Annotated in this window: 15 protein-coding genes; 7 read left to right on the top strand and 8 right to left on the bottom strand. The window is 44.5% G+C overall.

Going from position 1 to position 13,309, the window contains the following annotated elements:
• The first annotated feature begins 20 nt into the window (after positions 1-20).
• The gene (locus HMPREF1536_RS02995) at positions 21-1,220 is read left to right on the top strand and encodes a pyridoxal phosphate-dependent aminotransferase (RefSeq protein ID WP_028727899.1); all 1,200 of its coding nucleotides are present in this window, start codon (positions 21-23) and stop codon (positions 1,218-1,220) included.
• Positions 1,221-1,235: 15 nt separating this feature from the next.
• Positions 1,236-2,480, top strand: coding sequence for an ABC transporter permease (locus HMPREF1536_RS02990; RefSeq protein ID WP_028727898.1), 1,245 nt, complete (start codon positions 1,236-1,238; stop codon positions 2,478-2,480).
• Positions 2,481-2,483: 3 nt separating this feature from the next.
• Here HMPREF1536_RS02990 and HMPREF1536_RS02985 read toward each other — a convergent pair whose 3' ends face one another.
• Positions 2,484-3,656, bottom strand: a complete 1,173-nt coding sequence (locus HMPREF1536_RS02985) for a glycosyltransferase (protein ID WP_044192201.1) — start codon at positions 3,654-3,656, stop codon at positions 2,484-2,486.
• Positions 3,657-3,804: 148 nt separating this feature from the next.
• Here HMPREF1536_RS02985 and HMPREF1536_RS02980 point away from each other — a divergent pair, with 148 nt between their 5' ends.
• A complete protein-coding gene (locus tag HMPREF1536_RS02980) occupies positions 3,805-4,533 on the top strand; it encodes an MFS transporter (protein WP_225607991.1) in 729 nt (242 codons plus the stop codon).
• 122 nt (positions 4,534-4,655) lie between these two features.
• Here the strand turns inward: HMPREF1536_RS02980 and HMPREF1536_RS02975 are convergent, their stop codons facing one another.
• Positions 4,656-5,483, bottom strand: a complete 828-nt coding sequence (locus tag HMPREF1536_RS02975; protein WP_028727896.1) for an AraC family transcriptional regulator — start codon at positions 5,481-5,483, stop codon at positions 4,656-4,658.
• 68 nt (positions 5,484-5,551) lie between these two features.
• Here HMPREF1536_RS02975 and HMPREF1536_RS02970 point away from each other — a divergent pair, with 68 nt between their 5' ends.
• The 3 genes from HMPREF1536_RS02970 to HMPREF1536_RS02960 are packed head-to-tail and all read left to right on the top strand — an operon-like array spanning position 5,552 to position 7,926.
• On the top strand, positions 5,552-6,811 hold the full coding sequence (locus HMPREF1536_RS02970) for a putative DNA modification/repair radical SAM protein (RefSeq protein WP_028727895.1): 1,260 nt from the start codon (positions 5,552-5,554) through the stop codon (positions 6,809-6,811).
• Between the two features lie 7 nt (positions 6,812-6,818).
• Positions 6,819-7,583: a TIGR03915 family putative DNA repair protein gene (locus HMPREF1536_RS02965; protein WP_028727894.1), complete on the top strand. Its 765-nt coding sequence runs from the start codon at positions 6,819-6,821 to the stop codon at positions 7,581-7,583.
• A gap of 22 nt (positions 7,584-7,605) precedes the next feature.
• A complete protein-coding gene (locus tag HMPREF1536_RS02960; protein ID WP_028727893.1) occupies positions 7,606-7,926 on the top strand; it encodes a hypothetical protein in 321 nt (106 codons plus the stop codon).
• Here HMPREF1536_RS02960 and HMPREF1536_RS02955 read toward each other — a convergent pair.
• The 4 genes from HMPREF1536_RS02955 to HMPREF1536_RS02940 are packed head-to-tail and all read right to left on the bottom strand — an operon-like array spanning position 7,890 to position 11,368.
• Positions 7,890-8,630 carry a shikimate dehydrogenase family protein gene (locus tag HMPREF1536_RS02955; protein WP_028727892.1) on the bottom strand — a complete coding sequence of 247 codons (741 nt, stop codon included), beginning with the start codon at positions 8,628-8,630 and terminating at the stop codon, positions 7,890-7,892. The two genes, HMPREF1536_RS02960 and HMPREF1536_RS02955, sit on opposite strands and share 37 nt — an antisense overlap.
• 19 nt (positions 8,631-8,649) lie before the next feature.
• Complete coding sequence (gene ubiE, locus HMPREF1536_RS02950; protein WP_028727891.1) at positions 8,650-9,390, bottom strand: bifunctional demethylmenaquinone methyltransferase/2-methoxy-6-polyprenyl-1,4-benzoquinol methylase UbiE; 741 nt, start codon at positions 9,388-9,390, stop codon at positions 8,650-8,652.
• A gap of 6 nt (positions 9,391-9,396) precedes the next feature.
• The gene (locus tag HMPREF1536_RS02945) at positions 9,397-10,347 is read right to left on the bottom strand and encodes a phosphoribosylaminoimidazolesuccinocarboxamide synthase (protein ID WP_028727890.1); all 951 of its coding nucleotides are present in this window, start codon (positions 10,345-10,347) and stop codon (positions 9,397-9,399) included.
• A 13-nt stretch (positions 10,348-10,360) separates the two neighbouring features.
• The gene (locus HMPREF1536_RS02940) at positions 10,361-11,368 is read right to left on the bottom strand and encodes a PhoH family protein (protein WP_028727889.1); all 1,008 of its coding nucleotides are present in this window, start codon (positions 11,366-11,368) and stop codon (positions 10,361-10,363) included.
• A 173-nt stretch (positions 11,369-11,541) separates the two neighbouring features.
• Between HMPREF1536_RS02940 and HMPREF1536_RS02935 the strand changes: the two genes are divergently transcribed.
• Positions 11,542-12,195, top strand: a complete 654-nt coding sequence (locus HMPREF1536_RS02935; RefSeq protein ID WP_374938067.1) for a DUF5715 family protein — start codon at positions 11,542-11,544, stop codon at positions 12,193-12,195.
• On the opposite strand, the gene HMPREF1536_RS02930 is transcribed toward HMPREF1536_RS02935, so the two are convergent.
• Together HMPREF1536_RS02930 and HMPREF1536_RS02925 are read right to left on the bottom strand one after the other, a co-directional pair.
• Positions 12,179-12,541, bottom strand: coding sequence for a thioredoxin family protein (locus HMPREF1536_RS02930; RefSeq protein WP_028727887.1), 363 nt, complete (start codon positions 12,539-12,541; stop codon positions 12,179-12,181). The two genes, HMPREF1536_RS02935 and HMPREF1536_RS02930, sit on opposite strands and share 17 nt — an antisense overlap.
• A gap of 101 nt (positions 12,542-12,642) precedes the next feature.
• Entirely contained in the window at positions 12,643-13,185 is a 543-nt protein-coding gene (locus HMPREF1536_RS02925; protein ID WP_028727886.1) for an AraC family ligand binding domain-containing protein, read from the bottom strand.
• Positions 13,186-13,309: the final 124 nt, after the last annotated feature.

Here is a 13,309-nt window from a genome sequence, read left to right as displayed (position 1 = left end):
TTACAAATTATTAGTACATAATGCCTAATATCTCACAACGGGGAGTAGACATGCCGGCTTCTCCCATTAGAAAACTCGTTCCGCTAGCCAACAAGGCTAAAGCAAAGGGTACTAAAGTGTACCATCTGAATATCGGTCAACCGGATTTACCTACTCCTGAGGTCGCGATGGAGGCCATGCGCCGTATTGATCGTAAGGTTCTGGAGTATTCTCCCAGTGAGGGAATACGTAGTTTCCGTGAGAAATTGGTGAAGTATTATGCGAAGTTCAATATCCATGTAGATGTTGAGGATATTATTATCACTACCGGTGGTTCGGAGGCTGTATTCTTTTCTTTTATGGCTTGTCTGGATCCGGGGGATGAGATCATAGTTCCTGAACCGGCTTATGCCAATTATATGGCATTTGCCATTTCTAGCGGAGCGGTTATTAAGACGGTACCTTCTTCTATCGATGAGGGGTTTGCCCTTCCTTCAGTGGAGCGGTTTGAAGAACTGATTACACCGCGTACGAAAGCGATCCTGATCTGTAACCCGAATAACCCGACCGGTTATCTTTATACGCAGAAGGAAATGGATCAGATTCGTGATATCGTAAAGAAATACGATCTGTTCCTGTTCTCGGATGAGGTGTATCGTGAGTTCTGTTATACAGGTGCTCCTTATATCTCGGCTTTCCATTTGAAAGGGATAGAGAATAATGTGGTGCTGGTCGATTCTGTTTCGAAACGTTACAGCGAATGCGGTATCCGTATCGGTGCGCTGATCACGAAGAACCAGATGGTGAAGGAAAATGTTATGAAATGGTGTCAGGCACGTTTGAGCCCTCCTCTGGTCGGACAGATCATTGCCGAGGCTTCACTGGATACGTCTGAAGAATATATGCTGGAGGTGTACAACGAATATGTGGAACGTCGTAAATTCCTGATCGACGGACTGAACCGTATTCCGGGTTGTTATTCTCCGATTCCGATGGGTGCATTCTATACCGTAGCCAAACTGCCGGTCGACGATGCCGACAAGTTCTGTGCCTGGTGTCTGGACGAATTTGAATATGAAGGACAGACAGTTATGATGGCTCCGGCTTCCGGTTTTTATACGACGCCCGGTTTGGGAAAGAACGAGGTGCGTATTGCTTACGTCCTGAAAAAGGAAGACCTGGCTAATGCACTGGTTGTTTTGGCAAAGGCACTGGAGGCATATCCGGGAAGAGTTTTATAAAAAGGGATAGATGAATTGAACTTAGAACTATTTATAGCACGAAGAATTCATTTCAGCAAGGAGGGTGATCGTCAGGTCACACCTCCTGCTGTGCGTATTGCCATGATCGGTATTGCGCTCGGTTTGGCGGTGATGATCCTTTCTGTGGCTATTGTCATTGGTTTTAAGAAGGAAGTTCGCAATAAAGTGATCGGTTTCGGATCCCATATCCAGATCACTAACTTTGACAATAACAGTTCTTTCGAGTCGACTCCGATAGCGGTAAGCGACTCTTTGCTCGAGGCACTTTATTCGTTTCCCGGAGTTCATCATGTGGAAGCTTATGCTACGAAGATGGGCATAATGAAGACCGATAGTGATTTTCAGGGGATTGTCCTGAAAGGTATCGATACGGATTATGACTGGTCGTTTTTTCGTAATAACCTGAAAGAAGGGGAGATCCTTTCAATTAATCCGGATAAGAATTCTACCGATATTATTATTTCCAGGTACTTGGCTGATCTGCTTGGGCTCAAAATGGGAGACTCTGTCCTGACTTATTTTGTGCAAGAAGATGTCCGTGCCCGTAAATTCACTGTTACGGGGATTTATGAAACCGGCTTTCTGGATTATGATAAGTTGTTTGTTCTGGCCGATATCAAGCAGGTTCGCCGATTGAACGGTTGGGAAAAGGATCAGGTCAGCGGTTTGGAATTGCTGGTCGATAATTATGATGATCTGGATCAGGTGGCTGAAGACTTGTATTTCGATCTGGTAGAAAAGCAGGATCGTAACGGGAATACTTATTTTGTCCGTTCGATAAAAGAGATGAATCCCATGATCTTTAACTGGCTGGATGTGCTGGATGTGAATGTGGTGGTGATACTTGTCCTGATTTTTGCTGTCGCCGGATTTACCATGATCTCCGGTCTGCTGATCATTATATTGGAGCGGACTAATATGATCGGAATTTTAAAGGCTTTAGGGGAAAACAATACCAGTATCCGTAAAATCTTTCTTTATATCTCCTTTTTCCTTATCGGCAAAGGGATGCTTTGGGGGAATGTGATCGGTATTGCTATCTGCCTGATACAGTCTCATTTTCATCTTATAACCCTCGATCCCTCTACTTATTACCTGGATGCAGTACCCATCGATCTGAATATCCTGTCGTTGGTTCTGCTGAATATCGGCACATTATGTGCTTCCATGCTGATGATGCTCGGCCCATCTTACCTGATCACAAAGATCGATCCGGCTAAGAGTATCCGTTTTGAATAATCCTTATTTGTTTCCCAATCGGAATGTGTAGTCGTTTTTCCCACGGAATGCACGGTAAATCCTTACATACAAATTGAATAAAGGCAGAATAAGTTCGAGGAAAAACAGCCAGCCTGTTACCGGTCTTTGTTGTAGCAAAAGAGCCGATTTATGAAGAACAGTCGCTTTTACGGCAAACCTGGAAATATATAATAAGCCAGCCAGTACGGATAGCAACCAATTGCCGAAAATTCCTGTGACGATAGCAGCAATGACAGTCAGGAAAAAGAGGAAGTAGCTAAAACTTTCCATCCTGTAGAAAGTCAGTGTCCCTCCTTTGTAATGCCGGTGGGTGGCGGCGCGTGACACTTTCATCTCTTTCCACATACTGAAGCGTTCTATTTTAGCCATTTCCGTGATACTTTCGGCAGAATATTCCACCCGTGTATTTTTACTGTTTGCCGATTCGTTGATGAACAGGTCATCGTCTCCGGCATGAAGGCTCAGCGATTTATAATATCCTTTATGCGCGAAGAATAAGTCTTTTTTGTAGGAAAGATTACGCCCGTTGCCTACATAAGGGTGGCGGGTGAGGGCGGCCGATATATATTGCAGGCCACTCATCAGGTTATCATAAGCAACCAGTTTATGGAAGAACCCTTTATGATTGCCATAGGCACAGAAGCCCAGTACGATGCTGGTTTCTTTATCGTAATTGCGTGCCATCGTGGAGATCCAGTTTTTACTGATCGGTTCGCAGTTGGCTTCCGTGAAAAGAAGAATGTCATGATGAGCCGCCTTGATACCGACAGTCAGGGCCAGCTTCTTCCGGCTCAGGTATTTTACATCTTCCGGAATATAGGTGTGATACAGGTGCTGGTTATCATTCTTCAGCTTTTTCAATACTTCGTCGCTTTCATCCGTCGAACCGTCGTTCACGACGATCACTTCATACTCGGGATACTCCTGGGCTAATAAAGACGGGAGATGTTTTCTTAAGTTCTCGGATTCATTTTTTGCATAGACGATGACGGAAACAGCCGGCTGGGCCTCTTTTTTCTCCGTATCGTTTCTTTTGGATTCTTTCAGCGGACGGCTGTAAGTCACGAGGTAATACAAAAGTTGAATGATAAATAAACCTGCGATCGTACCTGCAAGTATCAGTTCTATATTATTGAATATAAGTAAGTCTCTCATTATTGAAGCAGTGTATTTAAAAAAACGTACAAATGTACATGTTTCCTGCTTAATTACCATATTATCCCAGTAAATGTGCAATTATTGTAAAAGCCCGCCGGGAAGAAGGGCGTACTTTTGTCGCGGTAATTTTAACTGGAATAATTTTATGAACAGAAAAATGGGAGTTGTGGTTTTGGTGCTTTCTGTATTAGCAGCATTGGAACCTTTGAGTATAGACCTTTATTTGCCGGCCTTTTCGGATATAGCTGAAAGTATGCAGGTGTCTATGGGTGAAGTACAGATATCTCTGTCTATCTTTTTGGCAGGTTTTGCCCTCGGGCAATTGTTTTGGGGATCGCTTTCCGATTATTACGGAAGAAAGAACCCGATCTTATGGGCTACTGCTTTATTTACAGTGAGTTCGTTTGCTTCTATTTATGCAACATCGATCGAGCAATTATGGGTGATCCGTTTTTTACAGGCGTTCGGAGGTTGTGCCGGTGTAGTGGTGGGACGTGCTGCCGTTAATGATTTCTTTGTGAATGAACAGCGTACAAAAGTCTTTTCTTTGCTGGCAATCATTTCAGGACTTGCTCCGATCATAGCTCCGACAATGGGTAATCTGCTGTTGAAACAATGGCATTGGCATGGTATTTTCAATGCGATGGGAATATTGGGAGTGTGCACGGTCTTATTAGTTTGGGCTTTTCTGCCTAAGAGTCAACCGGTACAGGTTAAAGGGGGAGAGAAGAATAGGATGCCTTCTGTTATGGAAATGGCAAAAGGGTATATCCGGGTGACGAAGAACTGGCCTTATTTAAAGAAGATAGTGGAGCTGCTTCCGCTTTTATGGGATTCCTGCAATTATTGTTTACCGGGATCTTGTCGGCGATAATCAGTTTCCTGCAAAACAATTCCGTAGTGCCGATGATGAGCGGGTTGTTTGTCTGCGCCCTGGTTCCGTTCGTTCTTTTGTTTGTGGAGAAGAGACGGCGTTTGAGCATGATAAAGGTTCGGTCATAACAAGTCATTTTTGAGCGATAACCTGAATTGTTCGGGAGTGGAGCCGCTTTGTTCTTTAAAGAAACGGGTGAAATAGGAGGCATCGCTGAAACCGAGTAGGAAAGCGATCTCCTTAAAGCTCTGGCTGCCGTAACTGATCATTCGTTTGGCTTCCAGTAATAGCCGTTGGTCAATCAGTTGTTTAACTGTGTGGCCGACGGCATTTTTTGTTAGATCGTTCAGTCGCTTTTTACTGAGCATGATCTGGCCGGCATAAAACTCTGTTGAACGTTCATGGATAAAGTGTTCGTCGATCAGCGAAAGGACTTTGTTTACACGCATATCCTGTTCGTTCGGACGATCCGTACAAAGTAACATCAGGTGTGTGATGAAAGCGTGCATGTAGGAATTCAGCAAGCTTTTCCGGTGCAGGTTCTCATGTTCGTCGTAGATCAGATTGGCCAGTTTCCGGATGGCAGGCGCTTCTTTTTCCGGAAGGGAAAGCTGATCCGGAAATGTATAGTCGGCGTAGTTTTCTATATGCAGGCTGAGTCTTTCAAAATACTCGGGACTGATTGCAAATAGAAATCCCTTTTGTCCTCTCAGTTTCATTGTATGCACTTGTCCCTTCCGAAGCAGATAGATCTGGTTGGGGCATAGCGGATATTCTATGAAATCGATACTTTGGCTGTCGCCGGGTTCGACATCAGTGAAGAATAACAGCTCGTAGAAATTGTGGCAATGTGATCCGCTAAAGTTCAACATGTCGCAGTTTTCGATTGGTTCGACCACATAGAAATCGCTTTCTTCGAGGCTATGTACGGGGATATTATCTAAATACATTTTATCAGATTTTACCACAAAGATAGTTCTAAATTCCTTACTTTTGTCTGGCAAATCCCGGTAAAAATATGGATGAAAGTGTTCTCGAAAAACTGAAAATATTAGCTGAATCGGCTAAATATGATGTATCCTGCGCTTCAAGCGGTACTTCCCGTTCCAAGAAAAACGGAATGATCGGAAGTGCGGCCGGATGGGGGATTTGCCATAGTTTTGCGGAAGACGGACGGTGTATCTCTTTGCTGAAGATCATGCTGACCAACTCCTGCATGTACGATTGTGCCTATTGTATCAACCGGCGAAGTAACGATTTGCCGCGGGCTACACTTTCTGTTACGGAGCTGGTCAATCTCACGATCGAGTTCTACCGCCGCAATTATATCGAGGGATTATTCCTTAGCTCGGGCGTTGTCCGGAGTCCGGATTATACGATGGAACGCCTGGTACGCGTCATCAAAGACCTGCGCCTGGTGCATCGTTTCAATGGGTATATTCACATGAAAAGTATTCCCGGAGCCAGTCAGGAACTGGTGAACGAAGCCGGGCTGTATGCCGACAGGTTGAGTGTGAATATAGAGATCCCGAACGAACAAAGTTTGCAGGTACTTGCTCCCGAAAAAGATTTCAAAAGCGTTTTCACTCCCATGCGTTATATCCAGCAGGGGGTTCTGCAGAGTGCGGAAGAGCGTAAACGATTCCGTCATGCTCCGCGTTTTGCCCCGGCCGGACAAAGTACGCAGATGATCGTAGGTGCAACGGCCGACACGGATAAAGACATCCTTCGTCTTTCGTCGGCTCTTTATCAGCGGCCGACCATGAAGCGGGTCTATTATTCCGGTTTTATCCCGGTGAATGATTACGATACACGCCTCCCGATGTTGAAGCAGCCGCCATTGGTGCGCGAAAACCGTTTGTATCAGGCTGACTGGTTGCTGCGTTTCTATCAGTTTCGGGTGGATGAGATCGTGAATGACGCTTATCCTGATCTGGATCTGGAGATCGATCCGAAATTATCTTGGGCGTTGCGTAACCCGCAGGCATTCCCGGTGGATATCAATAAGGCGGATTTTGAAATGCTTCTCCGGGTTCCCGGGATAGGAGTGAAGTCGGCCAAACTGATTGTCGTATCCCGCCGTTACGGTCGTTTGGGTGCCGACCAGTTGAAGAAGATCGGAGTCGTAATGAAGAAAGCCCAGTATTTTATCACCTGTAACGAACTGCCGATGCGGACAGTGAACGAACTGAGCCCGGAGAATGTCCGCCATATTCTATTGCAAAAAGGAAAGAAGAAAACAGACGAACGGCAATTAACCTTGCAATTCCCCGAATAATAACAACATGACAGTTTTCATCTACGATAAAACATTTGAAGGATTGCTAACGGCTGTCTTTGATGCCTATGTCCGTAAATCATTCCCGGATGCGTTGGCGATGGAGGGAGAGCCGTTGCCTTTGTTCTGCGAGGAGACGGTAACGATTTATTCGGACAGTGAAAAAGCAGACAGGGTCTGGAAAGGTCTTCAGAAGAAGTTATCGCCCACCTCGCTTTCGATGCTGACTGTTACCTGGTTGTCGGAGTTGCCCGAAGTCGATATACTTATGTTTCGCTATATCCGTAAGGCCATCGATCATCCTCGTTCTATTGAATTGAATTTCGGGGATCCCGATGTGATGGAGTTGGCTAAGATCTGGAAGAAGGTAAGCAACGAACGGCTTCGTAACATGCAGTTCTTCCGTTTCCAGAAAGCGGCCGACGGGACATTCTTTGCAGCCGTAGAACCTCTGTATAATGTATTGCCCCTGATTATTCCCCATCTGAAAGATCGTTTCGGCGATCAGAAATGGTTGGTGTATGATCTGAAACGTGAGTACGGTTTTTATTATGATCTGACAGAAGCTGTCGAAGTGCGTTTCGAGCATAAAGAAGCTCACCTGCTTTCCGGTTTTCTGGGGGAGAGCATCATGGATAAAGATGAAAAGCTTTTTCAGAAAATGTGGAAGGCTTATTTTAAATCGATCGCTATCAAGGAACGATTGAACCCGAAACTGCACCGCCAGCATATGCCCGTTCGTTTCTGGAAATATATGACGGAAAAACAGTGAGAAAGGTTTACGGAGGAGAAAAATGGCTTTCCGTCTGTCGGAAAGCTTCAAAAAACGGCTGGGAAAGTTTCCGTTTGCCGGAAAGCTCCAAAAGGCAAAAAAACGACGTTTCCGCCTGCCGGAAAGTTTCAAAAGACAAAAAAGAACGTTTCCGCCTGTCGGAAAGCTTCAAAATTTGAAGGAGAAGGATTCCGCCTGTCGGCGAGCTTCCCGGAGTGAAAATGGGGTTTTCCGCCTGTCGGACAGCTTGAAAAATGAAAAACGGAGCTTTCCGACAGACGGAAAACGCCGTTTTTTAATTTTTTCTTACTTCTGCCAGATTTCCCACGCGGCGAATGCCTGAAGAAGCAACATTTCGAGTCCGTTCTTGACGACGGCTCCTTTTTCTTTCCCCTTTTTCATGAAAAGAGTTTCATCCGGATTATACAACAAATCGTATAGTAGATGATCGGGAGTGAGCAGGTCGTAAGGAATATCCGGACAGTTGTTGATATTCGGGAACATTCCTAGCGGGGTCGTATTGACGATCACCGTGTATTGTTCCATTGTCTTCGGAGTGATCTCGTCGTATGTGATGCAGAACTCTTTCGGCTTGCGTGAAACCAGTGTCGCACCAACTCCCAGTTGCTTTAGTCCCTGGAATACAGCTTTGGAAGCACCCCCGGTACCGAGAATTAACGCTTTCCGGTGAGTCTCGTTCAATAACGGTTCGATCGATTGCTTAAATCCGATGATATCGGAATTGTATCCCTTCAATTTTTTACCGAAAAGGCCTTTCGTGAACTTGATCACATTTACCGCACCGATCAGGCGGGCATCTTCGTCGAGTTCGTCCAGATAAGGTATAACCTGTTCCTTGTAAGGAATCGTTACATTCAAACCGTTCAAATCCGGATTCTCTTTCAATACATTTTTGATGTCTTTGATATTCGGGATCTCAAAATTCACATATTGTGCATCGATCTTTTCCGCCTCAAACTTCTGGTTGAAATAAGTTTTGGAAAACGAGTGCCCGAGTGGATATCCCAATAAACCATATTTCTGCATAACCTTTTCTAGTATTTGTTTATTCTTTAGTTCCTGTGTATAACGAGCAAATTCCAAAGGTGAAGGTACGAACCCGTGCCTCGGAAAATCCCAGGCGGGTGAGTAGTCCGGTCATAACCTTTCCTTGCGGAACCACCTTGATAGAAGCCGGCAGGTAACTGTAAGCTGTTTTTTCTTTCGATAGCAGCCGGCCGATAAATGGAATAACTGTCTTTGAATAGATGGAGTAGAGTTGTTTCATCGGGAAATGTTCCGGTGTGGAGAACTCCAGGATCATTACATGTCCGCCGGGTTTCAGCACCCTGTACATCTCTGAGATACCCTGTTCTATATTTTCAAAGTTGCGTACTCCGAATGCAGCAGTTACGGCGTCGAACGAATTGTCGGGGTAGGTGAGCGCCGTACAGTCTTGTTGTTCGAATGATATATATTCCGAGTAACCGGCCCGGGCCACTTTTTCGCGTCCCACCTGCATCATGCCTTCGGAGATATCGGCTCCGATAATCTGCCGGGCTTTCAGCTTGCGGTGCATGGAAATGGCGAGGTCGCCTGTTCCGGTCGCGATATCCAGTATGGATTGTGGAGAAAAAGGACGCAGGGAAGCAATCGCCTTCCTGCGCCATATTTTATCAATTCCGAACGAGAGCGTATGGTTCAGCAGATCATACGTGCCTGCAATCGAGTCGAACATACGTCTGACTTGTGTGCTCTTCTGTTCTTCTCCGTTGTAAGGTAATATCTGTTCTGAACCGTATTTCATCTTCTCTTATTTATTTTTCAAATATTCTGTTACGTTCTTTTCGATGCGGGCCAACAGGTTGTCTGTATCGCCTTTCTCGAATTTCTCACCGGTGATGTGCTCGAACAGCTCGATGTAACGTTCGCTGATACCTTCCACGATAGCCGGAGTCATTTCCGGAACCACCTGTCCTGCTTTACCCTGGAAACCGTTTTCCATCAACCATTCGCGAACGAACTCTTTTGAAAGTTGTTTCTGCGGTTCACCTTTGGCGAAACGTTCTTCGTAACCTTCAGAATAGAAATAACGGGAAGAGTCGGGGGTATGGATTTCGTCGATCAGGTAGATCTTACCGTCACGGTGTCCGAATTCGTATTTGGTATCGACCAGGATCAGGCCGCGTTTTGCTGCGATTTCAGTTCCGCGCATGAACAGATCCATTGTATATTTTTCCAGAACGGCGTAGTCTGCTTCAGAAACGAGTCCTTGTTTCAGGATTTCTTCTTTAGAGATATCTTCGTCGTGTGCACCGATAGCCGCTTTTGTTGTCGGAGTGATGATCGGTTCCGGGAAACGCTGGTTTTCGCGCATTCCTTCCGGCAGTTTCACACCGCAGATCTCACGAACACCGCTCTTATAAGCACGCCATGCGCTACCGCAAAGGTAACCGCGTACGATCATTTCAACAGGGAAACCTTCGCACTGTACACCAACGGTAACCATTGGGTCGGGTGAAGCCATTTTCCAGTTCGGGCAGATATCGGTGGTTGCGTCAAGGAATTTGGCGGCAATCTGGTTCAACATCTGGCCTTTGTAAGGAATACCTTCCGGCAGAACAACGTCGAAAGCGGAGATACGGTCGGTTGCAACCATAACCAATACTTCATCGTTGATATTATACACGTCGCGTACTTTTCCATGATAAACACTCTTCTGTCCCGGGAAATTGAAATCTGTTCTAACTAACGCCTTCTTCATGACCAATTTATTTTTAATTGTTTTCTGATAGTTTATTGTTCTTTTCTATTGTTTTAGGCGAGTGGGCCTTAGTCTCACTGCGTCGTTTTTCGTCGAATTTGTCATACGCTTCAACGATGCGCTGCACCAGTTTGTGGCGGACAATATCTTTTTTATCGAATTCGATTTTGCCGATCCCTTTCACTCCTTTCAATATCTGCATCGCCTGTATCAGTCCGGAGGTGGCAGTAGGAGGAAGGTCGATCTGGGTGACGTCACCTGTGATGATCATCTTGGCGTTCATGCCCAGGCGGGTCAGGAACATTTTGATCTGGTGGGTCGTTGTATTCTGTGCTTCGTCGAGGATAATAACGGCATCATTCAATGTACGGCCGCGCATAAAGGCGAGCGGTGCAATCTGGATCACGTTATTTTCCATATACTCTTTGAGTTTCGCTCCCGGTATCATATCCTGCAAGGCATCGTATAATGGTTGCAGATACGGGTCGAGCTTGTCTTTCATCTCTCCCGGCAGGAATCCCAGCTTTTCTCCGGCTTCAACGGCGGGACGACTCAGGATGATCTTTCTGATCTCTTTGTTCTTCAGAGCCTTGACAGCAAGGGCGATGGCGACGAATGTCTTACCTGTTCCGGCGGGGCCGGTGGCGAATACGAGGTCGTTTTCCTCGAATGCTTTTACAAGTAATTGCTGGTTTTCGGTGCGGGCAACGATCGCTTTGCCGTTCATTCCATGAATGATCAGGTTTTCCTGTTTAACGACCGTCGGAGCTTTACCTTTGATAATATCGAGGATCACATCTTCTGTCAGGGAATTGAACTCCTCGCAGTACTTTTCAACTTCTCGGATCTTTTTCAGGAATAGTTCGGATTCATCCTCGTCTCCGATTACTTTCATCACATTTCCGCGGGCCACAATGCGAAGTTTCGGGAACAACGTTTTAATCAGTTGCATATTCGCATTATTCACACCGTAAAAAATAACCGGGTCTACACTTTCAAGAATATATATTCGTTCTATCATCCGTTCTTTTCCTTTTTCCTTATAATTTTTATGTTTTATCCTACCTTTTTATTCAGGTACGCAAAATTAGTAATATTCTTAATCCGTTGGTACGTACTTACGTTTTTTATTTACTATTGTAGGAATACATTTGAATAATTGTCCTATTTTTGTATTCATAATATAGTAAAAAGATGATGAAAAAAATACTTGGTTTAGCGTTGATCCTGTTTGCAGCCCTATCAGTAACAGCGCTTCCTTCCTGTAAAGAAAAACGTGGTGAGTTGAAAACCATTTGGTATAACGGTAGTTATAATCGCGATTTTAATGATCTGAACGATGTGCAGCTGGCGGTTGCGCAAAAAATAGGTATCGAACCGATCAGTAACCGGGAAGAAGCGGAACACGCATCTAAAAAGATGGAAGAGATCAAGACCTGCGACTACTATGAGGTAGAAGAGTTAAAACATTCCATCCCGTACCTTATCCCCGAAGCAGCTACTTTGCTGGAAGATATCGGACGCAACTTCCAGGATTCTTTATATAATCTGAATGCTTCTATCTATAAACTGAAAGTAACAAGCGTTACCCGCACCGTGGATGATGTAAAGAAACTGGGGAAACGTAATTATAATGCCTCCATGAACTCGGCTCACCGCTATGGGACTACTTTCGATATTTCATGGGTGCGTTATACGAAGATCGATGAAAAAGATACGCTGAATATCGATAACGACCGTCTGAAAATGGTACTTGCGTCGGTGCTTCGTGATCAGAGAAAAGCTGACCGTTGTTATATAAAGCACGAACGCAAGCAGGGATGTTTTCACATTACTGTACGGAAATAAGGTTGTCGATCACCTTTTTAAGCTCATGTTTGGGAAGAGTACCCAGCATGAGTTCTTTTGTTCCGTCCATTTTACATAGAAGAAGCGTCGGGATCGTACGTATGTTGAATGCCGTTTCCAGTTCTTCTTCGTTATCCACATTTACTTTGTAGATGTATAACTGTCCTTCATAAGTTTGTGCAAACTCTTCCAGTATCGGGTCGAGCCGTTTGCAGTAACCGCACCAGGGAGCCTGGAAATCTACGATACAAGGTTTGTCTTCTATATATTTCCAGTCTTTCGGATCCGCTTCAAAGTTACCTACTTTCTGAATAAAATCTGCTTTTGTCAATTCAATGGGTTTCATATACTCCTTGTTTTAATTTGATGATGCAAAGTTACATCAGACAGGCGGGTAATGAGATAGCAATATCACTTATATTATTGTCTATTTTCCCCGAGTAATTCTTATTGCATTATTTTGTCGTTCATGGCCGCTTCCGACAGAAAAGACAATACTGTTTGTTTATGCGGGCTATCCAGTAATATATAGATCAGTTCGGCAAACTTGATCGGTATCATTTCATCCTTCACCTCTTTTTTCAGTTTGTGATATATTTGAATGGAATCGAAAAAGTTGTGGAAGATATTTTCCTTAGGAATGATATGTATTTCCTTACAGGAGGTTAACTTGCATTGCTCGTTTAGAATATCGGTTATCCCCGGCAATCTGAGAATGCACTGTGCCGTCCACTGGTTAAAAAAGAGGGCGAACATGGAATACTTATTGTTGCAGGTCAACTCTGAAGAGAAATAGACTCCGGGGGAGAAGAGGCATAATTCACCTTCCCTTATGAGTAACTCGGAGTCATTATCCATCAGATAAATCGAACCTGATGCTACGTATACAATAGAATGATGTGTCAGGAAAGTACGGATGTTTTCCTGATCAGATGCCGTTGAGTGTTGTAATACTTTAAAATTTTCTACTTCTCCGTTGAAAATACGCATGTCTTGATTATACTAAATGAATAGTCAGAAAACGGATATTCATAATCAATAAAATCCTATTAGAACAGGAGTAAAGATAATTCTTTTCCTTCTAAAACGATAATAATGTGAGTGTTAGAATCTC

Origin of the sequence: Parabacteroides gordonii MS-1 = DSM 23371 (assembly GCF_000969825.1) — a bacterium.
Classification (GTDB): domain Bacteria; phylum Bacteroidota; class Bacteroidia; order Bacteroidales; family Tannerellaceae; genus Parabacteroides; species Parabacteroides gordonii.
The sequence above is the reverse complement of the archived record's forward strand: the minus strand, read 5'-3'. Positions and strand labels throughout refer to the sequence as shown.